General features: G+C 66.2%; 21 protein-coding genes and 1 tRNA gene. 10 read left to right on the forward strand and 12 right to left on the reverse strand.

The window, feature by feature from the left end; all coding sequences use genetic code 11:
- Positions 1–2 precede the first annotated feature (2 nt).
- Entirely contained in the window at positions 3–485 is a 483-nt protein-coding gene (locus tag R5H30_RS07535; RefSeq protein ID WP_318327520.1) for an acyl-CoA thioesterase, read from the reverse strand.
- A gap of 134 nt (positions 486–619) precedes the next feature.
- Between R5H30_RS07535 and R5H30_RS07540 the strand changes: the two genes are divergently transcribed.
- On the forward strand, positions 620–2,242 hold the full coding sequence (locus R5H30_RS07540; protein ID WP_318327523.1) for a long-chain fatty acid--CoA ligase: 1,623 nt from the start codon (positions 620–622) through the stop codon (positions 2,240–2,242).
- Positions 2,243–2,272: 30 nt separating this feature from the next.
- Here the strand turns inward: R5H30_RS07540 and R5H30_RS07545 are convergent.
- From R5H30_RS07545 to R5H30_RS07560, 4 genes are all read right to left on the reverse strand, one after another.
- Positions 2,273–2,346, reverse strand: a tRNA-Gly gene (locus tag R5H30_RS07545).
- A gap of 77 nt (positions 2,347–2,423) precedes the next feature.
- Positions 2,424–3,695, reverse strand: a complete 1,272-nt coding sequence (locus R5H30_RS07550) for a glycerate kinase type-2 family protein (RefSeq protein WP_318327525.1) — start codon at positions 3,693–3,695, stop codon at positions 2,424–2,426.
- A gap of 90 nt (positions 3,696–3,785) precedes the next feature.
- The gene (locus R5H30_RS07555; RefSeq protein WP_318327527.1) at positions 3,786–4,637 is read right to left on the reverse strand and encodes a class I SAM-dependent methyltransferase; all 852 of its coding nucleotides are present in this window, start codon (positions 4,635–4,637) and stop codon (positions 3,786–3,788) included.
- A 75-nt stretch (positions 4,638–4,712) separates the two neighbouring features.
- Complete coding sequence (locus tag R5H30_RS07560) at positions 4,713–6,746, reverse strand: ASKHA domain-containing protein (RefSeq protein WP_318327529.1); 2,034 nt, start codon at positions 6,744–6,746, stop codon at positions 4,713–4,715.
- A gap of 296 nt (positions 6,747–7,042) precedes the next feature.
- On the opposite strand from R5H30_RS07560, the gene guaB reads away from it, so the two are divergent.
- The 7 genes from guaB to R5H30_RS07595 all read left to right on the forward strand — a co-directional run bounded on the left by guaB (position 7,043) and on the right by R5H30_RS07595 (position 17,587).
- Complete coding sequence (gene guaB / locus R5H30_RS07565) at positions 7,043–8,491, forward strand: IMP dehydrogenase (RefSeq protein WP_318327742.1); 1,449 nt, start codon at positions 7,043–7,045, stop codon at positions 8,489–8,491.
- A gap of 37 nt (positions 8,492–8,528) precedes the next feature.
- Positions 8,529–9,686 (forward strand): RsmB/NOP family class I SAM-dependent RNA methyltransferase, encoded by a 1,158-nt coding sequence (locus R5H30_RS07570; protein WP_318327531.1) that lies wholly within the window; start codon positions 8,529–8,531, stop codon positions 9,684–9,686.
- 120 nt (positions 9,687–9,806) lie between these two features.
- On the forward strand, positions 9,807–12,092 hold the full coding sequence (locus R5H30_RS07575; protein WP_318327533.1) for a hybrid sensor histidine kinase/response regulator: 2,286 nt from the start codon (positions 9,807–9,809) through the stop codon (positions 12,090–12,092).
- A 693-nt stretch (positions 12,093–12,785) separates the two neighbouring features.
- Complete coding sequence (gene recA, locus R5H30_RS07580; RefSeq protein WP_318327535.1) at positions 12,786–13,862, forward strand: recombinase RecA; 1,077 nt, start codon at positions 12,786–12,788, stop codon at positions 13,860–13,862.
- Positions 13,863–14,048: 186 nt separating this feature from the next.
- A complete protein-coding gene (gene alaS / locus R5H30_RS07585) occupies positions 14,049–16,703 on the forward strand; it encodes an alanine--tRNA ligase (RefSeq protein ID WP_318327536.1) in 2,655 nt (884 codons plus the stop codon).
- A gap of 3 nt (positions 16,704–16,706) precedes the next feature.
- Positions 16,707–16,994 carry a DUF1330 domain-containing protein gene (locus R5H30_RS07590; RefSeq protein ID WP_318327537.1) on the forward strand — a complete coding sequence of 96 codons (288 nt, stop codon included), beginning with the start codon at positions 16,707–16,709 and terminating at the stop codon, positions 16,992–16,994.
- A 44-nt stretch (positions 16,995–17,038) separates the two neighbouring features.
- Complete coding sequence (locus R5H30_RS07595) at positions 17,039–17,587, forward strand: histidine phosphatase family protein (protein WP_318327539.1); 549 nt, start codon at positions 17,039–17,041, stop codon at positions 17,585–17,587.
- A gap of 3 nt (positions 17,588–17,590) precedes the next feature.
- Here R5H30_RS07595 and typA read toward each other — a convergent pair whose 3' ends face one another.
- The 3 genes from typA to R5H30_RS07610 form a co-directional block, all read right to left on the reverse strand.
- Positions 17,591–19,408: a translational GTPase TypA gene (gene typA, locus R5H30_RS07600; protein WP_318327541.1), complete on the reverse strand. Its 1,818-nt coding sequence runs from the start codon at positions 19,406–19,408 to the stop codon at positions 17,591–17,593.
- A gap of 97 nt (positions 19,409–19,505) precedes the next feature.
- Positions 19,506–19,835, reverse strand: coding sequence for an SMR family transporter (locus tag R5H30_RS07605; protein ID WP_318327543.1), 330 nt, complete (start codon positions 19,833–19,835; stop codon positions 19,506–19,508).
- 12 nt (positions 19,836–19,847) lie between these two features.
- Entirely contained in the window at positions 19,848–20,306 is a 459-nt protein-coding gene (locus tag R5H30_RS07610; protein ID WP_318327545.1) for an Lrp/AsnC family transcriptional regulator, read from the reverse strand.
- 118 nt (positions 20,307–20,424) lie between these two features.
- Here R5H30_RS07610 and R5H30_RS07615 point away from each other — a divergent pair, with 118 nt between their 5' ends.
- Complete coding sequence (locus R5H30_RS07615; RefSeq protein ID WP_318327548.1) at positions 20,425–20,628, forward strand: DUF6356 family protein; 204 nt, start codon at positions 20,425–20,427, stop codon at positions 20,626–20,628.
- Positions 20,629–20,700: 72 nt separating this feature from the next.
- On the opposite strand, the gene R5H30_RS07620 is transcribed toward R5H30_RS07615, so the two are convergent.
- Positions 20,701–21,915 (reverse strand): NADP-dependent isocitrate dehydrogenase, encoded by a 1,215-nt coding sequence (locus tag R5H30_RS07620; RefSeq protein ID WP_318327550.1) that lies wholly within the window; start codon positions 21,913–21,915, stop codon positions 20,701–20,703.
- A gap of 184 nt (positions 21,916–22,099) precedes the next feature.
- On the opposite strand from R5H30_RS07620, the gene R5H30_RS07625 reads away from it, so the two are divergent.
- Positions 22,100–22,825, forward strand: coding sequence for an alpha/beta fold hydrolase (locus R5H30_RS07625; protein WP_318327551.1), 726 nt, complete (start codon positions 22,100–22,102; stop codon positions 22,823–22,825).
- 3 nt (positions 22,826–22,828) lie between these two features.
- Here R5H30_RS07625 and R5H30_RS07630 read toward each other — a convergent pair whose 3' ends face one another.
- The 3 genes from R5H30_RS07630 to R5H30_RS07640 are packed head-to-tail and all read right to left on the reverse strand — an operon-like array spanning position 22,829 to position 24,295.
- On the reverse strand, positions 22,829–23,416 hold the full coding sequence (locus R5H30_RS07630) for an HD domain-containing protein (protein WP_318327552.1): 588 nt from the start codon (positions 23,414–23,416) through the stop codon (positions 22,829–22,831).
- On the reverse strand, positions 23,413–23,640 hold the full coding sequence (locus R5H30_RS07635) for a hypothetical protein (RefSeq protein WP_318327554.1): 228 nt from the start codon (positions 23,638–23,640) through the stop codon (positions 23,413–23,415). Before R5H30_RS07635 ends, R5H30_RS07630 begins: the two co-directional genes overlap by 4 nt.
- A 4-nt stretch (positions 23,641–23,644) precedes the next feature.
- On the reverse strand, positions 23,645–24,295 hold the full coding sequence (locus R5H30_RS07640) for an alpha/beta hydrolase (RefSeq protein WP_318327556.1): 651 nt from the start codon (positions 24,293–24,295) through the stop codon (positions 23,645–23,647).
- Positions 24,296–24,319 lie beyond the last annotated feature (24 nt).

The following is a 24,319-nucleotide window of genomic DNA, read 5'->3' on the forward strand; positions in this document are numbered from 1 at the left end:
GGTCAGGTCTCGGGCCGGGCCCCGTCGATCTCGCGGAACCGGGTCTTGAGCGCCTCGGGCAGGGCGAAACGCGCCGAGCCGTCGTGTTCGAGCAGCACGATCACGCAGTCGAAGGTTGCCCGCAGGGTGCCGCCCGACCACAGGCGCTGGGCCAGCGTGAAGGACGTGTTGCGGAACGCCGCACAGGCGCAGGTCACCACGTAGGTTTCGTCCATCAGCATTTCCTGCCGGTAATGGATCGTGCCCGAGCGGATCACGATGCGGGGGTCCGATCCGTCGTCGCGGTAGCGCGACAACCCGCACTCCTGCACGTATCGCACCCTCAGACGCTCGAACCACTCCATGTAGACCGCATTGTTGACATGTTGCAGGGCGTCGAGTTCGGAAAACCGCACCTGGTCGGCCATGGCGAGCGGGGCCACGGGGTCGATGCCGAGCGCGCGCTGATCTTCGGGTGAAAGCGGGGTGTGGTAACGCAGGTCCATGTCTTTCGCATAGCCCCCGCGTCAAGCGATGCCAAGTCTTGCAAGGCGCCGGGCAGCGGGGCAGGCTGCCGCGACGGGGCGGCACCGGCGGGGAGGCCGGGCAGGGCCTCTTTGCATACCACCGGAGGACCGCCATGCTTGGCCAGATGATGCCCACCCAGCTGCTGATCTCGACCCTGATCGACCACGCGGCGCGCTATCACGGCGATGCGGAGATCTATTCGGTGAACACCGGCGGCGGAGTCGAGACGACCTGCTGGCGCGAGATCGGCCGCAACGCGCGCCGACTCGGCTCGGCGCTGACGGCGCTTGGCCTCGACCCGCAGGCGCGCTGCGCCACGATCGCCTGGAACAACCGTCGCCACCTCGAGATCTACTTCGGCGTATCCGGGGCGGGCTTTGTCTGCCACACGATCAATCCGCGGCTGTTCCCCGAGCAGCTTGTCTACATCATCAACCATGCCGAGGACCAGGTTATGTTCCTCGACCGGACCTTCGTGCCGCTGGTCGCCGCGATCCGGGACAAGATTGGCTGTGTGAAGCACTTCGTCCTGCTGGAGTCGGAGGTCGATGCAGAAGCCGCCGAGGCGCTGCCGGGACTGCGCGCCTACGACGACCTCATCGCCGACGGAGACGCCGATTTCACCTGGCCAGATATGGATGAGAACACCGCCTCAAGCCTCTGTTATACCTCGGGAACCACCGGAAACCCGAAAGGCGTGCTCTACTCGCACCGCTCGACCGTGCTGCACTGTCTGGGAAGCAACACGCGCGACGTGATCGGCTTTTCGGCGCTCGACACCGCCATGCCGGTGGTGCCGATGTTCCACGTCAACGCCTGGGGCTCGCCCTACGCCTGCGCCATGTCGGGCTCGCGGATGGTTCTGCCGGGGCCGGGTCTCGACGGGCCGTCACTGGTCCGGCTGATCGACACCTACGGCGTGACGGTCTCTCTTGGCGTTCCGACGATCTGGCTCGGACTGCTGCACGAGGCGGAAAAGGCGGGCAGCACGCTTGAAAGCCTAGAGCGCACCGTGGTCGGCGGCTCCGCCTGTCCACCGTCGATGATCACCGCCTTCCGCGAAAAATACGGGGTCGAGACAATCCATGCCTGGGGCATGACCGAGATGTCGCCGCTGGGTTCGCTGAACCGGCCCCTGGCCAAGCACCTCGACCTGCCCGAGGAAGAGCAGCACAGGCTGCGCGAAAGCCAGGGACGCCCGTGCTGGGGGATCGAGCTCGAGATCCGGGACGATCACGGGCAGGCGCTGCCGCATGACGGCAAGACGCAGGGCGATCTCGTCGTCCGCGGTCCGTGGATTCTCGAGTCGTACTTCCGTGCAACGGTCGAGGATACGCTTGAGGACGGCTGGTTCAACACCGGCGACGTGGCATCGCTCGACCCGGACGGCTACCTCGTGATCAAGGACCGCTCGAAGGACATCATCAAGTCGGGCGGCGAATGGATCAGCTCGGTCGAGCTGGAGAACATCGCCATCGCCCATCCGATGCTCAAGGATGCGGCGGTGATCGGAGCGCGCCATCCGAAATGGGACGAACGTCCGGTGCTGGTCGCGGTCAAGGCCGACGACGCGGACCCGACGCCGGAGGAGGTTCTGACCGTCTTCGACGGCAAGATTGCCAAGTGGCAGCTGCCCGACGCGGTGGTGTTCGTCGACGTGTTGCCGCGCAACGCCACCGGCAAGGTGCTCAAGCGCGACCTGCGCGACGAATTCGGCGGCGTTCTGGAGAACTAGGGGCGTCGCGCACATGGAGAGGGCGAAGGATGGAGCGGGTAACGGGAATCGAACCCGTAACTGAAGCTTGGGAAGCTTTCGTGATACCTTTTCACCATACCCGCGAGATTTGCGCTGATTACCACCCGCTGCGTTGGGGGATCAAGTAGAATCGGTGATCGGGGCAGGGGCGTGGCCTGCGTCAGCCTGCCTCCGGCCAGCCGATCAGGATAGCGCGGAAGTCGTTGACATTGGTCAGGGTCGGGCCGGTGACGATCTGCGCGTCGATGCCGGCAAAGAAGCTGTGCGCGTCATTGGCCTCGAGCATCTTTTCGGCATCAAGCCCGGCTTCGGCGCCCCGCGCCAGCGTGTCGGGTCCGACATGCGCCCCGGCGACTTCCGCCGCCCCGTCCACACCGTCGGTGTCGCAGGCGATGGCGTGAATGCCGGGCGTGCCGTCAAGCGCGCGGGCGAGGGCGAGGCAATACTCGGCATTCGGTCCGCCGATGCCGTCTCCACGCCGGGTCACGGTCAACTCGCCGCCCGACAGCAGCAGAACGGGCGCATCGCCCGGTACGCGCCGCGCGGCGATGTCCAGTGCCAGCGTCGCGTGCGCTTGAGCGACCTCGCGCGCCTCGCCCTCGAGGTCGCAGCCAAGATCGCGGACCTCGCACCCGGTGGCGCGCGCGGCTTCGGTCGCGGCCGCCAGCGACTGCGACGGGGCCGCGTAGATCACGTTCTCGACCCGCGACAGCCGCGGATCGCCGGGCGCGACCACGCCGCTTTCGCCCTCGAGAACAGCCCGGACGCTCGCCGGCACGTCGATGTTCCAGCGCTCGAGGATCGCGCGGGCGTCGGCGGGGGTCGACGGGTCTCCCACCGTCGGCCCCGAACCGATGAAGGCGGGGTCGTCCCTCGGCACGTCCGAGATCATCAGCGCCAGCATCCGCGCCGGATGGGCAGCGGCGGCAAGCTGGCCGCCCTTGACCCGGCTCAGATGCTTGCGAACGGTGTTCATCCGGTCGATCGGCGCACCCGAGGCCAGAAGTGCGGCGTTCACCGCCTGCTTCTCGGCCAGGCTGATCGCGCCCGCCGGGGCCACCAGCAGCGCCGATGCGCCGCCCGAAATGAGAGCCAGCACGAAATCGGCCTCCCCGAGGCCCGACAACAGCTCGAGCATCCGCCCGGTTGCCTCCGCCCCGGCTTCGTCCGGAACCGGATGGGCCGCCTCGACGATCTCGATCCCCTTGCACGGCCGTCCGTAGCCGTAGCGCGTGATGACAAGACCTTCGCAAGGCCCCCAGGCCGCCTCGACCGCTTCCGCCATCCGCGCCGAGGCCTTGCCCGCGCCGATCACGACAATGCGGCCCGCGGGTTTTTCGGGCAGATGACGGGCCAGCGACTGCATCGGGTCGGCGACCTCGACGGCCCGGTCGAAAAGCCTGCGCAGGAGGTCGCGCGCGGTGTGGGTCATGGCGATCTTTCTTGAGGTTGGGGTCCGCTACGGGTTTCCGGTGCAACTCCCGATCTGCAACCTGCCCAAGGCAAAACGGCTGATGACATGTCAGTCCGGCGCTTTCGCGCGGCAGAAATTGATCTGCGCCGGAACCCGCAGACCATCGGGCGTCACGAAACGGGTGAAAAGCTTCTCGATACCGCGCCGGACCGCCAGTCTGGCGTCCTCGTCGGCCTGAAAGTGCGTGATCGTGCGGCCGGCGGGTCCGATGACCGAATTGAACGCGGCGGTCTCTTCGAGACTTCCCTCGGGCGTCAGCGTATGATGTTCCACCGCGATCTCGATATCCGTGAACCCGGCGTCGTTCAGGATACGACGGACCCGGTCGGGATCCCGGAAGGCAAAGGGGCCCGGCTCGTCCGGATCGACGGGCGGTGGCGCGCCGAGCACGGCTTTCGCGGCCTGCGCCGGCAGCACGAACCAAGGGTTCTCCTCGATCGCGCCCCAGGCCGCGAAGGTGACCGCCGCGCCGGGCTTCAGGGATCGGCCGATGTTGGCAAAGGCCGCCGCCGGATCGGTGAAGAACATGACCCCGAAGCGCGACACCGCGCCGTCGAAGCTAGATCCCGAGAATTCGTAGGTCGCGGCATCGGCCCGCGCGACGCGCACCTGCGACAGTGTCTGAACACGCACCTCGGCGCTCGCCAGCATCGTGGTGGAGATGTCGACGCCCAGCACGCGCCCCTCCGGGCCGACCGCCTCGGCGAGACGCTGCAGACTCGCCCCGGTGCCACAACCGATATCGAGGATGTGCGCCCCGGTCGCTATCTCGGCCAGCTCCACCACCCTTTCGAGCACCGGGCGAAGCGTCCGGTCCATGCCGTCGGCATGACGGACCCAAAGCGGGCCGGCCTCATCGGACCAGAAGGTTTCCTGTTCGCTGTTCGCGCTCTGCGCCATCCCCTCACTCCCCATGATCCGCGGCAATCCTAGGCCGCAGCCGCGATACGCGTCTAGCGTTCCGGCCGGACGTCCTCAGCCGCGCCGCCTGCGCCGCCCGCCCCCGTCTCCGCCGCCGGTGTTGAAAATGACCGCGGGCAGGGTGACGATGGATTTCAGGATCGGGAACGGGTCGACGGCATTGGGCATTGCCGACGCGTTCACGAAATGCTCCTGAAACCGCGGCTCGATGGCGGTCTCGACCTTGTGGATCGCCTTCACGGTCGCCTCGATCTCGGCCCTTGCCCCGGTGTTGAGCAGCGCGATCCGCGCGCCGGTGCCGGCGGCGTTGCCGGCCGAGGTCACCTTGTCGAGCGGGGCGTCCGGGATCATGCCCAGGATCATTGCGTGTTTCGGGCTGATATGCGCCCCGAAGGCGCCCGCCAGAACGATGCGGTCGACGGTGTCGACGCCGAACTTGTCCATCAGCAGGCGCGCGCCGGAGTAAAGCGCCGCCTTGGCCATCTGGATCTCGCGGATGTCGCGGTTGGTCACGGTGATGCGCGGACCGCCCGATTGAGTGGAGTCATGCACCAGGTAGCTGAAGGTGCGCCCGTCGGCAAAGCACAGGTCGGTCCCGGTCTGGTCCGGCCCGCCGATCAGCCCGGCGGCATCGACGATGCCGTTGAGCCGCATCTCGGCCACCATCTCGATTATGCCGGAGCCGCAGATTCCGGTGATCCCGGTCGCGGCCGTGGCCTCGGCAAAGCCCCCCTCGTCCGACCACAGATCGCAGCCGATGACGCGAAAGCGCGGCACCTTGGTCACAGGATCGATCTCGACCCGCTCGATGGCCCCCGGGGCGGCGCGCTGGCCCGAGCTGATCTGCGCGCCTTCGAAGGCGGGACCAGTGGGCGAGGAACAGGCCAGCACTTTCTCGCGGTTGCCGAGCAGGATTTCGGCGTTGGTTCCAACGTCGACGACCAGTACGAGGTCCTCGGATTTCTCCGGCGCTTCGGACAGCGCGACGGCGGCCGCATCGGCACCGACATGCCCGGCGATGCAGGGCAGCACGTAAACCCGCGCCGAAGGATGGATGTTGAGCTCCACGTCATCGGCGCGCAGGCGCAGGGCCGAGTTCGTGGCCAGCGCGAAAGGCGCTTGGCCAAGCTCGTAAGGGTCGATGCCGAGAAAGAGGTGATGCATTACCGGGTTGCACACGAACACCGCGTCCACGACGAGTTGCCGGTCGACGCCCGCCTCCTCGCAGATCTGGGCAAAGAGGGCGCGCATGCCCGCGCGCACGGCGCGGGTCATCTCCGCCGCCCCTCCTGGGTTCATCATCGAATAGCTGACCCGGCTCATCAGGTCCTCGCCGAACCGGATCTGCGGATTCATCACGCCAGACGAGGCCAGAACCTCCCCGGTCGAGAGGTCGCACAGGTGCGCGGCGATGGTGGTCGAGCCGAGATCGACCGCCAGCCCATAGACGTGACCCTCGTGGTAACCGGGCCAGATATGCATGATCCGCGGCGGGTTCTCCTGGTCGCCGAGATGGATCGCGACGGTGACCTTCCACTGACCCTTGCGCAGCACTGGCTGCATCTCGTGCAGGATATGCAGGTCGGCGACCACCTTCTCCAGGCCCCACTGTTCCTGCAACGCGTCGCGCAGGCGCTCCATGTCGCCGGTGGGGTCGTGCATGTCCGGCTCGGCCACCTCGACGTAGTAGAGCTTGGTCGAGGGATCGAGCACGATCTGGCGCGCTTCGGCGCGCTTGCGCACGACCTGCTTGTGGACCTGGCTCTCGGGCGGTACGTCGATTACCACGTCGCCCTGCACCGTGGCCTGGCAGCCCAGCCGCCGGCCGTCCAGCATCCCGCGCTTGTCCTTGTAACGCTGCTCGACGGCGTTCCAGGGCGACAGCGCGTTCTCGGCCACGGTGATTCCATGTTTCGAAAAGGTGCCGTAGCCGGGGCTCACCTGGCACTTCGAACAGATGCCGCGCCCGCCGCAGACCGAGTCGAGATCGACACCGAGCTGGCGCGCCGCGGTCAGGACCGGGGTACCGACAGGAAACCGTCCGCGCTTGCCGGAGGGGGTGAAGAGGACGAGAGGATCGGTGCTCATGGATACCGTGCGGGCAGGGTCTTCGGCTGGTTCCCTGCACCATAACGCCCCGGAAGCCAAGCGAAAGTCGCTTCCCGCCGCTCTCGCGCGGATCCGCGACTACGTCCCGGCCGGGCGTGCCTCTCTGGTTGGCAAATATCCCGGGGGAGGCGCGCCACGCGCGCCGGGGGCAGCGCCCCCGACCCGGGACGTTGCCGCGCGCCAACGCCCAAGCACCGCGCCCGGCTTGCCCCTTTCCATTTCCGCGCGCCCGTGAGATAGGAAACCGCCAAATGAATGTCCCCAGCGAGGTACCGATGGAGATTCGTGAGGCCCTTACTTTCGACGACGTGCTCTTGGTTCCTGCGGCCTCCGCGGTCCTGCCCTCGACGGCGGACACGCGCACCCGCGTGACCCGCGCCATCGCGCTCAACATCCCGCTGCTCAGCTCCGCCATGGACACGGTCACCGAAAGCCGCATGGCCATCGCCATGGCTCAGGCCGGTGGCATGGGCGTGGTGCATCGCAACCTCGGCATTGCCGAACAGGCCGAGCAGATCCGCCGCGTCAAGCGCTTCGAAAGCGGTATCGTCTACAATCCGGTCACCCTGCGGCCCGACCAGACGCTGGCCGATGCCAAGGCGCTGCAGGAACGCTACAACGTCACCGGTTTTCCGGTGGTCGACGCGGTGGGCCGGGTGGTCGGCATCGTGACCAACCGCGACATGCGCTTTGCCAGCGACGACAAGACGCCGGTCTCGGTGATGATGACCTCGGACCGGCTCGCCATCCTGCACGAACCCGCCGACCGCGAGGAGGCGATCAGCCTGATGAAGGCGCGCCGGATCGAGAAGCTGCTTGTCACGGACGCAGAGGGAAAGCTCACCGGACTTCTGACGCTCAAGGACACCGAGCAGGCCGTGCTCAACCCGACCGCCTGCAAGGACCGGCTCGGCCGGCTGCGCGTGGCTGCCGCCACGACGGTGGGCGACGCGGGCTTCGAGCGTTCCGAGGCGCTGGTCGATGCCGGCGTCGACATGATCGTGATCGACACCGCCCATGGCCATTCCGAAGGCGTGGCCGCTGCCGTGCGCCGCGCCAAGTCGCTCTCGAACGAAGTCCAGATCGTCGCCGGCAACGTCGCCACGGGTGCTGCCACGCAGGCGCTGATCGACGCCGGCGCGGATGCCGTCAAGGTCGGCATCGGCCCGGGCTCGATCTGCACCACGCGCATGGTCGCCGGTGTCGGCATGCCGCAACTCACCGCGATCATGGATTGCGCCGCCGCCGCCGGCGACGTGCCGGTGATCGCCGATGGCGGCATCAAGTTTTCCGGCGACTTCGCCAAAGCGATCGCCGCCGGGGCTTCCTGCGCGATGGTCGGCTCGATGATCGCCGGGACCGACGAAAGCCCGGGCGAGGTCATCCTCTACCAGGGCCGCAGCTTCAAATCCTACCGCGGAATGGGCAGCCTCGGTGCCATGGCGCGCGGCTCGGCCGACCGCTACTTCCAGAAGGACGCGGCCTCGGACAAGCTGGTGCCGGAAGGGATCGAGGGGCAGGTGCCCTACAAGGGCTCGGCGGGCGCGGTGATCCACCAGCTGGTCGGCGGCCTGCGCGCGGCGATGGGCTATACCGGCTGCGCCACCGTCGACGAGATGCGCACGCGCTGCCAGTTCGTGAAGATCACGGGTGCGGGACTCAAGGAAAGCCACGTGCACGACGTTCAGATCACCCGCGAAAGCCCGAACTACCGGGTCGGCTGATGGTGCGGACAGGCGCATTCTGCCGGCTGCCCGGCACGTGACCCCGGCGGCGCGGGTCCAGGCCGCGATCGAGGTGCTGGACGACATGCGCACAGGTGTCGCCGCCGAGCAGGCGCTGACGCGCTGGGCGCGGCGCAGCCGCTTCGCCGGATCCAAGGATCGCGCCGCGGTGCGGGACCATGTCTTCGACGTGCTGCGCCGCAGACGCGCGGCGGCGGCTTACGGGGGTGACGACACCGGGCGCGCCCTGATGCTGGGCCTGTTGCGGCTCGATGACGTCGCCCTTTCCGAGGTGTTCACGGGGCAAGGCCATGCGCCGGCGGCGCTCGCGGCCGGCGAGCTCCCACCCGATCCCGAGTTGTCGCAAGGCGCGGCGTGGAACCTGCCGGACTGGCTGATGCCGGAGTTCGCCCGTGCGCTGGGACCGGATGCCGAAGACGTCGTGCTCGCTTTGCAGTCGCGCGCCCCGGTCAGCCTGCGGGTCAACACGCGCAGGATCGCGCGAGATGCCGCGCGCGACCTGCTTGCCGGCGAAGAGATCGACACCCGGCCCAACCCGCTTGCCTCGGCCGCGCTCACGGTGATGTCGGGGGCTCGAAAGCTGCGCAATTCGCACGTCTACACCGATGGCCTCGTCGAGTTGCAGGATGCCGCGTCGCAGGCTGTCGTGGCCGATCTGCCGCCCGGCGGTCGCGTTCTCGACTATTGCGCCGGGGGCGGCGGCAAGTCGCTTGCCCTCGCAATGGACGCCACGCGCGAGGTCTTCGCCCATGACGCCGATCCCGGCCGCATGAAGGATCTCGCACCGCGGGCCGTCCGTGCCCGGACGCCGGTGCGTGAAGTCACGGGCGGCGATCTCGACGGGCTTGCCCCGTTCGACCTCGTGCTGTGCGACGCGCCCTGTTCGGGCAGCGGGTCCTGGCGTCGCGCGCCGGAGGGCAAGTGGACGCTCACTCCGGAGCGACTGGCCGAGCTCAACGCGGTCCAGGACGAGATCCTGCGCCGCGCGGCAACGCTCGTCGGGCCCGCGGGCCGGCTGGTCTATGTCACCTGCTCGGTTCTGGCCTGCGAGAATGACGACCGGATCGCGGCCTTCCTGACGGATCATCCGGAGTGGCGTCTGACCCATAGGCGGCGTTTCCTGCCCGATACGCACGGCGACGGCTTTTTCGCGGCTCACTTGACGCAAGAGTAACCTCCGCCATACTCAACCGGAAGCAGTGTCCGAAGCTGGTTAAACCCGGTTTAACCCGACCCGCATGTAAATGGAGCGTGATTCGAACAAGCAGGGAGCGTGAATGTGCCGCGTGGCGCCATGACATCGCCTGGACTGATCCGATTTGCCGAGACCGTTGAAGCACGCATCGGCACGCTCCTGATTGTTGCCGGCGCCATCGCCGGTGCCGGTCTTGTAGCCCCCGTGGCGATTGCGGAGCGTGGGCTGTTTGCCGCCGCCGTGGCGGTCGCTCTCTTCGCCGCCCTGATGTCGGGCCTGGCGCTACTAAGCCGTAGGCGACGGGGCAAGACCCTGCGATCGGTCTCCGGGCTCATCGCGAACGACGGCGCGCCAACCATCCTCGCAGGTGCCGACGGCGCGGTGCAGGCGGTCAACGCCGCTGCAAGGACGCGTTTCGGCGACGAGCTCTGCGAGACTCTGTCCGGCGCGCTCGGCAAGAGCCTGGCCAACCCGGGCGGTACCGTCTTTCGCATGCAGACCCTGGCCGACAAGGACGGCTTTGCGCACGAGGACATGATCACCCGGCGCGGCCAGGTGCGCCTTTCGGTGAACCGTGTGGCCTCCGACGCCTATCTCTGGCGCGTCGAGGAGATGGGCGGGGCTGCGCAACCCTCTGACGGGCCCGCTTTGCCGATGCTGATGACCGGCCGCACAGGGGCGGTGCTCTACATGAACGAAGCCGCCCGGCAACTGGCCGGCGGCCGGGTCAAATCGCTGGACCGCCTGTTCGTCGAGCCGGAGATATCGGGCGGTATGGTCTGCGATCTGTCAGGACCCGAGGGCAAGTCGCGGGTGCTGATCGCCGAAGTCGATGCCGGCGCCGGGCGCCGGGCCTTGTACCTGTTGCCGCCGCCCGAGGGCGAAAGCGTCTCGCGGGAGGGCTGGAACGTCTTCATGCACCTTCCCGTTCCGCTTCTGAAGGTCGGCACGGACGGAGAGGTGCAGGCCTTCAACCGGATGGCCGAGACCCTGATCGGCACATCGCTGTCCGACGGTGTCCCGTTGTCGGAGCTGATGGAGGGGCTGGGCCGGTCGATGACAGACTGGCTGGGTGAGGCGATCTCGGGGCGTCTGGTGCAGCACTCGGAATTCCTGCGACTCAAGCGCGCGGACCGGGAGGTTTTCGTCAAGGTGACGCTGAACCGCGTCAGCGACGAGGGCGCGCCGGCGCTGATCGTCGTGTTGCACGACGCGACCGCGCTCAAAACGCTCGAGGCGCAGTTCGTGCAAAGCCAGAAGATGCAGGCCATCGGCCAGCTTGCGGGCGGCGTCGCGCATGATTTCAACAACCTGCTGACCGCGATTTCGGGGCATTGCGACCTGCTGCTGCTGCGCCACGACCAGGGCGATCCCGACTACAGCGACCTCGTGCAGATCAACCAGAACGCCAATCGCGCCGCGGCCCTCGTCGGCCAGTTGCTGGCCTTCTCGCGCAAGCAGACTCTGCGGCCCGAGACGCTGGACATGCGCGACACGCTGTCGGACCTGACCCACCTGCTGAACCGGCTCGTGGGCGAGAAGATCACGCTCACGCTCAGCCATGAACCGGTGCTCCCGTCGATCCGGGCTGACAAGCGGCAGCTCGAACAGGTCATGATGAACCTCGTCGTGAACGCGCGCGACGCCATGCAGCAGGGCGGGGAGATCCGCATCGTGACCGAGGCGGCGACACTGACCGAGCCGCTGGAGCGCGACCGCGCCAGCGTCCCGCCGGGGCGCTACGTGACGGTGACGGTCTCGGACGAGGGCGTCGGCATCGCGCAGGACAAGCTGCAGAAGGTGTTCGAGCCGTTCTTCACCACCAAGCGCACGGGCGAGGGCACCGGGCTGGGGCTTTCCACCGCCTACGGCATCGTCAAGCAGACCGGCGGCTACATCTTCGTGGACAGCACCGTCGGCAGCGGAACTTGCTTCACGCTCTACTTCCCGGTGCTCGAGGAAACCGAGACCGAGCGGTCCGCGCCGCCGGCCGCCCTGCCGAAACCGGGACCGAAACACCGCGACGGGGTGATCCTGCTGGTCGAGGACGAAGCCCCGGTCCGCGCCTTCGCCAGCCGCGCGCTGCGCCTGCGCGGCTACACGGTGCTTGAGGCCGATTCCGCCGAAGCCGCGCTCAAGACGCTCGAGGACCGCTCGCTCAGCATCGACGTCTTCGTGACGGATGTGGTGATGCCGGGGATGGACGGGCCGAGCTGGGTCCGCGAGGCGCTCAAGGACCGCCCCGGCGTGCGGGTCGTCTTCGTCTCGGGTTATGCCGAGGACAGTTTTGGCGAGACGCAAGTGAAGATCCCGAACTCGGTTTTCCTGCCGAAACCGTTCTCGTTGAATGATCTCACCGAAACGGTGCACCGCCAGCTGCACTGACGTCGACGCGGCGTGCAACGGGCAAGCGCCGCCATCTCCCGTGCTTGCGCCTCGGACGTTTCGGCTGAGCGGCTACCCCGCGCTTCGCGAAAGTCACCGCCCGACAACCTGCGATGCCTATCCGCGCGCCCAGATGCACGGCGATGTTCGTGGCATCCGGCGGCGGGACGAGGATTTCGCGGACAGATCCAACTGGCGCGGGACGCATCTCGCCGTGGTTTTTGTCGGGCAGCAAGGTTCATTCGGGCTATTCGTGACCCGCGCGGATGCAGGGCGGACTTCGACAAAGTTCGCATCCGAAAGAACGCGCTTGAAAGCAGCCTGCGGCGGTCCGCCCCGCAGCCATGCGCGCGGTGTATCCACCGCCACACCGAAGCCGGAGGGTCGCCAACGCTTCGCGAAACGGTTCGCGCGGCTCCGGGCTGCGGCCATTTGCAATTGCTCACGCGCAACCGCCAAACGCTCCGAAGCGCATCGGCACGCGATTCCGCAGGTCTGGCGATCCAGCGGGCGAAGCGAAATCCGCTGCGCGTCAACCAGACCTTAACTCACCTTGCGCCAGTCTGGCTTTGCGAGAATTCGATTGAAATGTTCTCCATTTGATCTCATAAGGAACACAATGAGAACATCCTGCGTCACGGGTGCCGGTTCGATTGCCGCCACCCCCCGAATATGACAGTAAGAGGAAACGGCATGGCAACGGCAGATCTTTTGAGCATGAACAACAAGAAATCAGCGGACCGGCAGAAGGCGCTTGACTCGGCGCTGGCGCAGATCGAGCGTCAGTTCGGCAAGGGTTCGATCATGAAACTCGGCGCCGAGGGCGCCGTTCAGGACATCAAGGCAAGCTCGACCGGTTCGCTCGGCCTCGACATCGCGCTGGGCATCGGCGGGCTGCCGATGGGCCGCATCGTCGAGATCTACGGGCCGGAAAGCTCGGGCAAGACCACGCTGACTCTGCATTGCGTGGCCGAGCAGCAGAAGGCGGGCGGCGTCTGCGCCTTCGTCGACGCCGAACACGCGCTCGATCCGAGCTACGCGCGCAAGCTGGGCGTCGATATCGACGAACTGCTGATTTCGCAACCCGACACCGGCGAACAGGCCCTCGAGATTACCGACACGCTGGTGCGCTCGGGTGCCGTGAACATGGTCGTGGTCGATTCGGTCGCTGCCCTGACCCCGAAGTCCGAACTCGAAGGCGATATGGGCGACAGCTCGGTCGGCGTGCAGGCCCGCCTGATGAGCCAGGCGATGCGCAAGCTGACCGGCTCGATCAGCCGCTCGAATTGCATGGTGATCTTCATCAACCAGATCCGCATGAAGATCGGCGTGATGTTCGGCTCCCCAGAAACCACCACGGGCGGCAACGCGCTCAAGTTCTACTCGTCCGTGCGGCTCGACATTCGCCGCATCGGTTCGATCAAGGACCGCGACGAAGTGGTGGGCAACCAGACCCGCGTGAAGATCGTAAAGAACAAGGTCGCGGCCCCGTTCAAGCAGGTCGAGTTCGACATCATGTACGGCGAAGGCATCTCGAAGACCGGCGAGCTTCTGGATCTCGGCGTGCTGGCCGGCGTGGTCGAGAAATCCGGCGCCTGGTACTCCTACGGCGACGAGCGCATCGGCCAGGGACGCGAGAACGCCAAGCAGTTCCTGCGCGACAATGCCAAGATCGCCTATGACATTGAGGACAAGATCCGCGCCGCCCACGGGCTCGACTTCCACGCCCCCTTCGAGGAGGCGGAAAGCGACGACATCCTGGAGGCCTGACCGGGCCGGTCGTCCGCGGGCCGGGCGAATGATCCAAACACGGGGCGTGCCGGCAGGGCGCGCCCCGTTTTCGTTTGCGCCGTCGCGCCATCTTCGCATGCCACGGGGCCAAGGCGCTGTGGACAGCCGAACCGCTGGGGGCTATTCCACCTCAGACCCAAACCCCACGCCCGAAGGCCCCGCGCAATGAAAACGCTCAACGACATCCGCTCCACCTTCCTGTCCTATTTCGAGCGGCAGGGACATGCGGTGGTGCCGTCGAGCCCGCTGGTCCCGCGGAACGACCCGACACTGATGTTCACCAACTCGGGCATGGTGCAGTTCAAGAACCTGTTCACCGGGGTCGAGACCCGCGACTACAGCCGTGCGACCACGGCACAGAAATGCGTCCGGGCCGGGGGCAAGCACAACGATCTGGACAACGTCGGCTACACCGCGCGGCATCACACCTTTTTCGAGATGCTGGGCAATTTCAGCTTCGGCGACTATTTCAAGGACGACGCGATCCGCTTTGCCTGGGAGCTGATCACCCGCGATCTGGGGATCGACAAGGACCGGCTCTGCGTGACGGTCTACCACACCGACGACGAGGCGGCAGAAATCTGGAAGAAGGTCGCGGGGCTGTCCGACGACAAGATCATCCGCATCGCGACGGCCGACAACTTCTGGATGATGGGCCCGACCGGTCCCTGCGGCCCCTGTACCGAGATCTTCTACGATCACGGCGACCACATCTGGGGCGGCCCGCCGGGCAGCCCGGAGGAGGACGGCGACCGCTTCGTCGAGATCTGGAACCTCGTCTTCATGCAATACGAGCAGTTCGAGGACGGCACGCGCCGTGATCTCGACGCCCAGTCGATCGATACCGGCATGGGGATCGAGCGTGTCGCGGCGCTGCTGCAGGGCACCAACGACAACTACGCCACCGATCTGATGCGCAGTCTGATCGAGGCCTCGGCAGATGCGACCAGCACGGACCCCGACGGACCGGGCAAGACGCACCATCGCGTGATCGCGGATCACCTGCGCTCGACCTCTTTCCTGATCGCCGACGGGGTGACGCCTTCGAACGACGGGCGCGGCTATGTCCTGCGCCGGATCATGCGGCGCGCGATGCGCCATGCGCACCTGCTGGGTGCGAAAGAGCCGCTGATGTATCGCCTGGTCCCGGCGCTGGTCCGCCAGATGGGCGCGGCCTACCCGGAACTGGGGCAGGGCGAGGCGATGATCCGCGAGACCCTGCTGCAGGAAGAAACCCGGTTCCGCCAGACGCTGGACCGGGGCCTTAAGCTGCTCGACGACGAACTCGCCGGATTGCCGGAGGGCGCCGACCTGCCGGGTGCCTCCGCCTTCAAGCTCTACGACACCTACGGATTCCCGCTCGATCTCACCCAGGACGCGCTGCGGGAAAAAGGCCGGGCTGTCGAAACCGAGGGCTTCGATGCGGCTATGGCCGAGCAAAAAGCCAAGGCGCGCGCGGCCTGGGCGGGCTCTGGCGAAGCGGCGGACTCCACCGTCTGGTTCGACGTCGCGGACAAGCACGGTGCGACCGATTTTCTCGGCTACGACACAGAAGAAGCCGAAGGGCAGATCGCGGCCATCGTGAAGGACGGTGCGCTGGTGGAACAGGCCGGGGCCGGAGAGACGGTGCAGATCGCGCTGAACCAGACACCGTTCTACGCCGAGGCCGGCGGCCAGGTCGGCGACACCGGCACCATCCGCACGCCGAACGGCCTTGCCGAGATCACCGACTGCCGCAAGACGGCGGGCGTCTTCATCCATTTCGCAACCGTGACCGATGGCGAGATCGCAACCGGCGAGGCGGCTCAGCTGGTCGTGGACCATGGCCGTCGCACGGCGATCCGTGCCAATCACTCGGCCACGCACCTCTTGCACGAGGCCCTGCGTGCGGCGCTCGGGGACCACGTGGCGCAGCGCGGCTCGCTCAACGCGCCGGACAGGCTGCGCTTTGACTTCAGTCACAACCAGGCGGTTACGCGCGAACAGCTGAACGGGATCGAGGCCGAGGTGAACGGTTTCATCCGCCAGAATGCTGCCGTCGAGACGCGCATCATGACGCCCGACGATGCCCGTGCGCTCGGGGCGCAGGCGCTTTTCGGCGAGAAATACGGCGACGAGGTCCGTGTGGTCTCGATGGGACACAAGGACCGCTCGGGCAAGGGGGCGGACAAGTCGACCTACTCGATCGAGCTCTGCGGGGGAACGCACGTGCGTCGGACGGGAGACATCGGAGCTTTCGTGCTGCTTGGCGACAGCGCCAGCAGCGCCGGGGTGCGGCGAATCGAGGCGCTGACCGGAACGCCGGCGCTGGCGCACCTGCGGGCGCAGGAGCGGGTTCTGCAAGACACCGCCGAGGCGCTCAAGACCTCAGGGGCGGACGTTCCTGAGCGCGTGCGCGCGCTGCTCGACGAACGGCGCAGCCTGGCCAACGAGGTCGCGCAGCTGCGCCGCGAACTGGCGATGTCGGGCGGCACCAAGGGCCCCGAGGCCCGGCAGGTGAACGGCACGGCATTCATGGCGCAGGTGTTGTCGGGTGTTTCGGGCAAGGATCTGCCGGCGCTGGTGGACGAGTACAAGTCCCGTCTCGGCAGTGGTGCGGTGCTGCTGATCGCGGATGCCGACGGCAAGGCGGCGGTGGCCGCCGGGGTGACGCCGGACCTTACGGGAAGCCTGTCGGCGATCGACATCGTGCGCGCGGCGGTCGAGAAGCTGGGCGGAAAGGGTGGCGGCGGCCGGGCGGACATGGCCCAGGGCGGCGCCAAGGACGCAGCGAACGCCGACGCGGCCATCGCGGCCGCCGAAGCGGTACTGGGAGGATAGAGGATGGGCGCACTCTGGATCGCGCATGTGACGGTCACGGACGAAGAGGCCTATGGCAAGTACGCCAAGCTCGCCACGCAGGCCATTGCCGAGCACGGCGGTGAATTCATCGCGCGTGGCGGTCGGTACGTGCAGCTGGAAGGCAAAGAACGGCCCCGCAATGTCGTGGCCCGGTTCCCGGACGTCGAATCCGCTGAAAGGTGTTACAATTCAGATGTCTATCAGTCGGCCTTGAACCATGCGCGCGGCGCGTCCGAGCGCGAGTTGCTGATCGTCGAGACCAGCGAGTAATCTGTCGACTGGACGCCGGTGCGCGGGCGGCTACGTGCTGCTGCATGCCGGCGCGATTGCTCTTTTGCCTGATCCTGCTTGTGGCCCCGATTGGCGTCGTGGCGCAGGATCTGGCTGTCCTGCTGAAACCCGGAACGATTGTCGTGATGCGCCATGCGCTCGCGCCGGGGACCGGTGATCCCAAGACCTTTCGGATCGATGATTGCAGCACACAGCGCAACCTCGACGCGGAAGGCCGGGCGCAGGCCAGCAAGATCGGCAAGCGTTTTCGGGCGGCAGGGGTCAGGTTCGACCATGTCTGGAATAGCCGGTGGTGCCGCGCGCGCGACACCGCAAAGCTCCTCGACGTCGGCCCGCCGCAGGACCGCAAGGCGCTCGATTCGTTCTTCGCGCACCGTGACCAGGGGGCGGCGCAGACCGCGCAGACGCTCGAGCTGATCCGTGCCCTGCCGCACAGCGACACCGCGATCCTCGTCACCCACCAGGTCAATATCACGGCGCTGACTGGACGCAGGTTGCGCTCGGGCGAGATCGTGGTGATCGAGCGGTCCGGCGACGGCACCCTGTCCGTCACCGACGAGATCAGTTTCTGACCGTCAGGAGGCTTTCGCCATCCTTTTGCGCTCGTGCGGGTCGAGGTAGCGCTTGCGCAGCCGGATCGCGTTCGGTGTGACCTCGACGAGTTCGTCGTCGTCGATATAGGCGATCGCCTGTTCCAGCGTCAGCGTCACGGGCGGCGTCAGGCGCACAGCCTCGTCGGTGCCCGAGGCCCGCACGTTGGTCAGCTTCTTGCCCTTGAGCGGGTTGACCTCGAGATCGTTGTCCCGGCTGTGCTCGCCGATGATCATGCCCTCGTAGACCTGTTCCTGCGCGCCGATGAACATCTTGCCGCGCTCTTCGAGGTTCCACAGCGCATAAGCGACCGAAACTCCGTTCTCCATCGAGATCAGCGCACCCTGCCGGCGGCCTTCGATGGGTCCCTTGTGCGGGGTCCAGCCGTGGAATACCCGGTTCAGCACGCCGGTGCCGCGCGTATCGGTCAGGAACTCGCCGTGATAACCGATCAGCCCGCGCGACGGCACATGTGCGACGATGCGGGTCTTGCCGGCGCCGGCGGGTTTCATTTCGACCAGTTCGCCCTTGCGCGGCCCGGTGATCTTTTCGATCACGACACCGGAATAGTCGTCGTCGACGTCGATGGTGGCCTCTTCGACCGGCTCCAGCGTCTGGCCGTCCTCGTCGCGGAAGATCACGCGGGGGCGCGAGATCGACAGCTCGAACCCCTCGCGGCGCATGTTCTCGATGAGCACGCCCATCTGCAACTCGCCCCGGCCCGAGACCACGAAGGCCTCGCCTCCTGGCGTGTCCTCGATGCGGATGGCGACGTTCGATTCCGCCTCCTTCATCAGCCGGTCGCGGATCACGCGCGACTGCACCTTCTTGCCGTCGCGTCCGGCAAGCGGGCTGTCGTTGATGCCGAAGGTGACCGAGATGGTCGGCGGGTCGATCGGCTGGGCGGGCAGGGGTTCGTTCACCGACGGCGCCACGATGCTGTCGGCGACGGTCGCCTTCGACATGCCGGCAAGCGTGACGATGTCGCCCGCCTCGGCGAGGTCGATGGGCTGCTGCGTCAGGCCGCGGAAGGCGAGGATCTTGGTCACGCGGAAATTCTCGAGCGCCTCGCCCTTGCGCGACAGGGCCTTGACCGTCTCGCCCACTTTCAGCGTGCCGGATTCGACGCGGCCGGTGAGGATGCGACCCATGAAGGGATCGGCGCCGAGCGTCGTGGCAAGCATCCGGAACGGCGCGTCGCGCTGTGCGACCTGCGTGGGGGCCGGGACGTGATCGACGATCAGGTCGAAGAGCGCCGACAGGTCCTTCCGCGGCCCGTCGAGCTCGGCATCTGCCCAGCCGCTGCGTCCCGAGGCGTACATGTGCGGAAAATCGAGTTGATCATCTTTGGCGCCCAGGTTGGCAAAAAGATCGAAGCATTCGTCGAGCGCCCGGTCGGGTTCGGCGTCGGGCTTGTCCACCTTGTTCAGGACGACGATGGGGCGCAGGCCAAGGGCAAGCGCCTTGGATGTCACGAACTTGGTCTGCGGCATCGGTCCTTCGGCGGCGTCGACCAGCAACACGACCCCGTCGACCATGCTGAGGATGCGCTCGACCTCGCCGCCGAAATCGGCGTGGCCGGGCGTGTCGACGATGTTGATGCGCGTGCCTTTCCACTCGACCGAGGTCGCCTTGGCGAGGATGGTGATGCCACGCTCGCGCTCGAGGTCGTTGCTGTCCATGGCGCGCTCGGCTGTCGCCTGGTTCTCGCGGAAGGTGCCGGACTGCTTGAGCAGTTCGTCCACGAGCGTTGTCTTGCCGTGGTCCACGTGTGCGATGATCGCGATATTGCGAAGGTCCATGATGCCAGCCTTTCGGGAAGTTGCCCGCGCCATAGCGCGCTGCGGTGCAGAAAGCCAGAGGGAAAAGGCGGTACGGACGGCGCGACGTGACGGCGCGTCAGTGGGTGGTGCTGTCCGAGAAGACGTGGATGACGAGGATCCCGGTGACGATCAGGCATAGGCCAATCACTGCGGCCAGGTCGAGCTTCTGCCCGAAATAGACCCAGCCGATGGCGGCGATGAAGACGATCCCGAGCCCCGACCAGATCGCGTAGACGATGCCGACGGGCATGGCGATCAGAGCGTGGCTCAGCAGGTAGAAGGCGGCGGCATAGGAGGTGACGACCAGCAGCGACGGCCAGAACCGTGTGAACTGCTGGCTCGACTGCAGCGCCGAGGTGCCGACGGTCTCGGCCAGGATCGCGAAGAACAGGTAAAGGTAGTGCATGGCAGGTCCCGGTCAGAGCGGCAGTTCGTGGGTGTCCTTGATCTCTTCCATCACGAAGCTGGCCGAGACGTCCGAAAGCGGCACCTTGCGGATGAGCGCCTGATAGAGCCGGTCGTAGTCGGCCATGTCCGCGACTCGCGCCTTGATGAGATAGTCGAGTTCTCCGGTCATGCGGTAGACACCGAGGATCTGCGGCATCGCACGCGTCGCGGCACTGAACCGGTCGAGCCAGTCCGGCGCATGGGCGTTGGTGCGCACCTGGATGAAGACGGTCAGGCCCAGACCCAGCTTCTCGGCATCGAGCAGCAGCGCACGGCCGCGGATCACCCCGGCCTCTTCCAGTGCCCGGATCCGGCGCCAGCAGGCATTGCGGCTGAGGTTCACGGCCTCGCCGAGCGATTCCAGCGATTGGCCGGCATCGCGTTGCAATGCGGTCAGGATTCGGCGGTCTGCATCATCGATTGTTGCCATGATGCGAGGCTTACGTGGAAATTTTCCCATGAGCAATGCGAGAAATTCGGCGATTGGGAAATCCTCCACGCCGTCCTGGGCTAGCTTGCCCGAAACGCGACCGAAGGAGCCTCCCGACATGTTTCAGCGCATTTTTCTCGATCACCCGGCGACGGTCGACGAGAGCTATTTCCAGCACATGGCCTTTGCCGCGAGGTTTGCCCTGTCGCTCTTCGCTGCCGCCGGTGCGGCGCTGGTCCATGCGGTGATCCCGTGCCTTTTCGAAAAGACCGCCAGCGGCATCATCAACCGGCTGCATCACCGGATGCACAACCGGCATTGATCGGTTTGCTTTACGGAGACGAAAAAGGGGCTGCTAAGGCAGCCCCTTTTCTTTGATAAAGGCGGGCTTTGATCAGCCGGCCAGAGCCTTGTTGAGGTTCTCGTCGACCTTCTCGAGGAAGCCCATCGTGGTCAGCCACTTCTGGTCCGGACCCACGAGCAGAGCGAGGTCCTTGGTCATGAAGCCGCTCTCGACGGTTTCGACGATGACCTTCTCGAGCGTGCTGGCGAAGTTGGCCAGTGCCTCGTTGCCGTCGAGCTTGGCGCGGTGCTTGAGGCCACCGGTCCAGGCGTAGATCGAGGCGATCGAGTTGGTCGAGGTCTGCTCGCCCTTCTGGTGCTGGCGGTAGTGGCGCGTGACGGTGCCGTGCGCGGCCTCGGCCTCGACGATCTTTCCATCCGGCGTCATCAGCTGCGAGGTCATCAGGCCAAGTGAGCCGAAGCCTTGGGCCACGGTGTCGGACTGCACGTCGCCGTCGTAGTTCTTGCAGGCCCAGACATAGCCGCCCGACCACTTCATCGAGGCCGCGACCATGTCGTCGATCAGGCGGTGTTCGTACCAGATCTTTGCGGCCTTGAACTTCTCTTCGAATTCTTCCTCGTAGACCTTCTGGAAGATGTCCTTGAAACGCCCGTCATAGGCCTTGAGGATGGTGTTCTTGGTCGAGAGGTACACCGGGTAGTTGCGGTTCAGGCCGTAGTTCAGCGAGGCGCGCGCGAAGTCGTAGATCGAGGCATCGAGGTTGTACATCGACATCGCGACGCCCGAACCCGGTGCGTCGAAGACCTCCTTCTCGATGACCTTTCCGTCCTCGCCTTCGAACTTGATCGTCAGCTTGCCCTTGCCGGGGAACAGGAAGTCGGTGGCGCGGTACTGGTCGCCGAAGGCATGGCGGCCGACGACGATGGGCTGGGTCCAGCCCGGCACGAGGCGCGGCACGTTCTTGCAGATGATCGGCTCGCGGAAGATGACGCCGCCGAGGATGTTGCGGATCGTGCCATTGGGCGAGCGGTACATGCGCTTGAGGCCGAATTCCTCGACCCGCGCCTCGTCCGGCGTGATCGTCGCGCATTTCACGCCGACGCCGACTTCCTTGATCTTGTTGGCGGCGTCTATGGTGATCTGGTCGTCGGTCTCGTCGCGCGCCTCAATGCCGAGGTCATAGTAGAGCAGGTCGATGTCGAGATAGGGAAGGATCAGCTTCTTCTTGATGAAGTCCCAGATGATCCGGGTCATCTCATCGCCGTCGAGTTCGACGACCGGGTTCTCAACCTTGATCTTGGTCATGCAGGTGCGCTCCTGTTGATTTGGGTGACGAGTCACAGTTGCGCGGGGTGTAGCGCAGAATGTCGCGGCTTGGAAGGTCGTATACGAAGGTATACCGGCACAATCTCAACCGTTGGTTTACCGAACCGTGCCGGTCGTGCTTTGATGACGCCTGCCGCCGGGCGGTACCAATGGGAGGATCAAGATGACGAAATACGTTCTGGTGCACGGCGCCTGGCACAGCGGAGAGCTTCTGAGCCCGGTGGCGGAGTACGTGCGCGCGGCGCGCAAAGAGACCCATGTGCCGACGCTGGCCGGCAACCGTGCGGGCGAGACCAAGGACGTCGGTCTGGAGGACGCCATCACCTCGGTCACCGACTACCTCGAGGAAAACGACCTGACGGGCGTCGTGCTCGCCGGACACAGCTACGGCGGCATGGTCATCACCGGGGTGGCCGATCGCGTGCCCGAGCGGATCCGGCGCCTTGTCTACTGGAACGCCTTCGTGCCGAATGCGGGCGAAAGCCTGATCGACATGGTGCCCGAGGTCTTCGGCGGCATGTTCGCGCAGCTCGCCGAGGGGTCCGGCGACAACACCATCACGTTGCCCTTCCCGATCTGGCGCGAGGTGTTTTTCAACGAGGGCGATCTGCCGGCGGCGCAGGCGGCCTACGAGCGGCTCAACCCGCAGCCTTACCGGACCTTCGCCGACAAGATCGAACTGTCGAAGAACCCGGCCGAGATGGAGATCCCGAAAAGCTACATCAACGGGCTCAACGACGCGGCCCTGCCGCACTCTCTGGGCTGGCATCCGCGGCTGTCGGAAAAGCTCGGACTGTTCCGGCTGGTGCAGATGATGGGCGGGCACGAGACCTGTTTCACCGATCCGAAAGGCACCGCCGAGGCGATCCTGATGGCCGGTCGGGACTGACGCTCAGCCGCGGTTGTTGCGGGTGAACCAGTCCACGATGAGACCGCGCGCGTAGTCCCAGAGTGCCGGGGCGCCGATGGCGATCTTGGCGCCGACCTTTTGTTCCACGTCCTGGAAACGGACGTCGTAATCCACCCAGCTGCCGCCGCCGGACCTGAGGTTCTGCATCGGCGGCTGAAAGCGGTCGAGCGACTTGGCAAATTGCGCGGCGGGTGTCTCGGCGGCCTCGAACTCTTCCCAGATTCCGCGCAGGTCGCGGGCGATGTCGTCGGGCAAAAGGCCAAAGATCCGGTCGGCGGCCTTCTGTTCGCGCGCCGCGACGTCCGCCGCATCGTAGGTGGCGAAGATCGGCGTGTCGCCCGCGTCGATCTCGACCAGATCGTGCAGGATCAGCATGCGGATCACGCGGTCGATATCGACCTCCGGTCCGGCCTGGTCCGCCAGCACGAGGGCGTAGAGCGACAGATGCCAGCTGTGCTCTGCGCTGTTCTCGCGCCGCGAGGCGTCACAAAGCGTCGTGCCACGTACCACCGATTTCAGCCGGTCCGCTTCGTTGAGGAAGGCGATCTGCGCGTCGAGCCGTTCGGTCATGCGCCGGACGCGTCAGGCGCTTTTCCGTGCTGGGACAGAAGCTCGCGCGCGCGCTTTTCGGCGCGGCGCACGCGCACGGCCGTCAGATAGGCCTCTTCCATCGTCTGGGAGGAGCCGCCGATGGTGTCGGCCACCTGCTTGACGATGGCGTCGTCGCCCGTCGCCTCGATGATCTTCAGCGTCTCGCGCGCCAGGTCGTCTGCGATGTCCTCGGTCACACCCATGAGGTTACCGCGTGGTCTCGGTCAAGCGGCGCTTCACGTAGTCGGTGGTGGAATCGATCAGCGTGTCGAGATGGTTCTCGAAGAAATGCCCGGCACCATCGACCTGCTGGTGGGTGATGGTGATGCCCTTCTGCTCGTGCAGCTTGCCCACCAGCGCCTCGGTGTCGGCGGGCGGCGCCACGCGGTCGGCGGTCCCGTTGATGATCAGCCCGGATGCCGGGCAGGGGGCAAGGAAGGAAAAGTCGTACATGTTGGCCGGGGGCGCGACCGAGATGAAGCCGGTGATCTCGGGCCGGCGCATCAGAAGCTGCATTCCGATCCAGGCGCCGAAGGAAAAGCCCGCGACCCAGCAATGCTTGGAGTTGTTGTTCATCGACTGCAGGTAGTCGAGCGCCGAGGCGGCGTCACTGAGCTCTCCGATACCCTGGTCGTATTCGCCCTGGCTGCGTCCGACCCCGCGAAAATTAAAGCGCAGAACGGTGAAGCCCATGTTGTAGAAGGCATAGTGAAGCTTGTGCACCACGACATTGTTCATCGTGCCGCCGAACTGCGGATGCGGATGCAGGACGATGGCGATGGGGGCGTCACGTTCCTTTTGCGGGTGGTAGCGGCCTTCAAGGCGGCCTTCGGGTCCGGGAAAGATGACCTCGGGCATGAGCGTCCCTGTAACAAGTCTGCA

The organism is Roseobacter sp. FCG-D35, from assembly GCF_033436665.1.
GTDB lineage: Bacteria > Pseudomonadota > Alphaproteobacteria > Rhodobacterales > Rhodobacteraceae > JAWQFO01.

Excerpts from the sequence above, each read along its gene's own strand:
- R5H30_RS07535 (WP_318327520.1), bottom strand. The coding sequence starts at position 485 with ATGGACCTGCGTTACCACACCCCGCTTTCACCCGAAGATCAGCGCGCG.
- R5H30_RS07540 (WP_318327523.1), top strand. The coding sequence starts at position 620 with ATGCTTGGCCAGATGATGCCCACCCAGCTGCTGATCTCGACCCTGATC.
- R5H30_RS07550 (WP_318327525.1), bottom strand. The coding sequence starts at position 3,695 with ATGACCCACACCGCGCGCGACCTCCTGCGCAGGCTTTTCGACCGGGCC.
- R5H30_RS07555 (WP_318327527.1), bottom strand. The coding sequence starts at position 4,637 with ATGGCGCAGAGCGCGAACAGCGAACAGGAAACCTTCTGGTCCGATGAG.
- R5H30_RS07560 (WP_318327529.1), bottom strand. The coding sequence starts at position 6,746 with ATGAGCACCGATCCTCTCGTCCTCTTCACCCCCTCCGGCAAGCGCGGA.
- guaB (WP_318327742.1), top strand. The coding sequence starts at position 7,043 with ATGGAGATTCGTGAGGCCCTTACTTTCGACGACGTGCTCTTGGTTCCT.
- R5H30_RS07575 (WP_318327533.1), top strand. The coding sequence starts at position 9,807 with ATGACATCGCCTGGACTGATCCGATTTGCCGAGACCGTTGAAGCACGC.
- recA (WP_318327535.1), top strand. The coding sequence starts at position 12,786 with ATGGCAACGGCAGATCTTTTGAGCATGAACAACAAGAAATCAGCGGAC.
- alaS (WP_318327536.1), top strand. The coding sequence starts at position 14,049 with ATGAAAACGCTCAACGACATCCGCTCCACCTTCCTGTCCTATTTCGAG.
- R5H30_RS07590 (WP_318327537.1), top strand. The coding sequence starts at position 16,707 with ATGGGCGCACTCTGGATCGCGCATGTGACGGTCACGGACGAAGAGGCC.
- R5H30_RS07595 (WP_318327539.1), top strand. The coding sequence starts at position 17,039 with ATGCCGGCGCGATTGCTCTTTTGCCTGATCCTGCTTGTGGCCCCGATT.
- typA (WP_318327541.1), bottom strand. The coding sequence starts at position 19,408 with ATGGACCTTCGCAATATCGCGATCATCGCACACGTGGACCACGGCAAG.
- R5H30_RS07605 (WP_318327543.1), bottom strand. The coding sequence starts at position 19,835 with ATGCACTACCTTTACCTGTTCTTCGCGATCCTGGCCGAGACCGTCGGC.
- R5H30_RS07610 (WP_318327545.1), bottom strand. The coding sequence starts at position 20,306 with ATGGCAACAATCGATGATGCAGACCGCCGAATCCTGACCGCATTGCAA.
- R5H30_RS07615 (WP_318327548.1), top strand. The coding sequence starts at position 20,425 with ATGTTTCAGCGCATTTTTCTCGATCACCCGGCGACGGTCGACGAGAGC.
- R5H30_RS07620 (WP_318327550.1), bottom strand. The coding sequence starts at position 21,915 with ATGACCAAGATCAAGGTTGAGAACCCGGTCGTCGAACTCGACGGCGAT.
- R5H30_RS07625 (WP_318327551.1), top strand. The coding sequence starts at position 22,100 with ATGACGAAATACGTTCTGGTGCACGGCGCCTGGCACAGCGGAGAGCTT.
- R5H30_RS07630 (WP_318327552.1), bottom strand. The coding sequence starts at position 23,416 with ATGACCGAACGGCTCGACGCGCAGATCGCCTTCCTCAACGAAGCGGAC.
- R5H30_RS07635 (WP_318327554.1), bottom strand. The coding sequence starts at position 23,640 with ATGGGTGTGACCGAGGACATCGCAGACGACCTGGCGCGCGAGACGCTG.
- R5H30_RS07640 (WP_318327556.1), bottom strand. The coding sequence starts at position 24,295 with ATGCCCGAGGTCATCTTTCCCGGACCCGAAGGCCGCCTTGAAGGCCGC.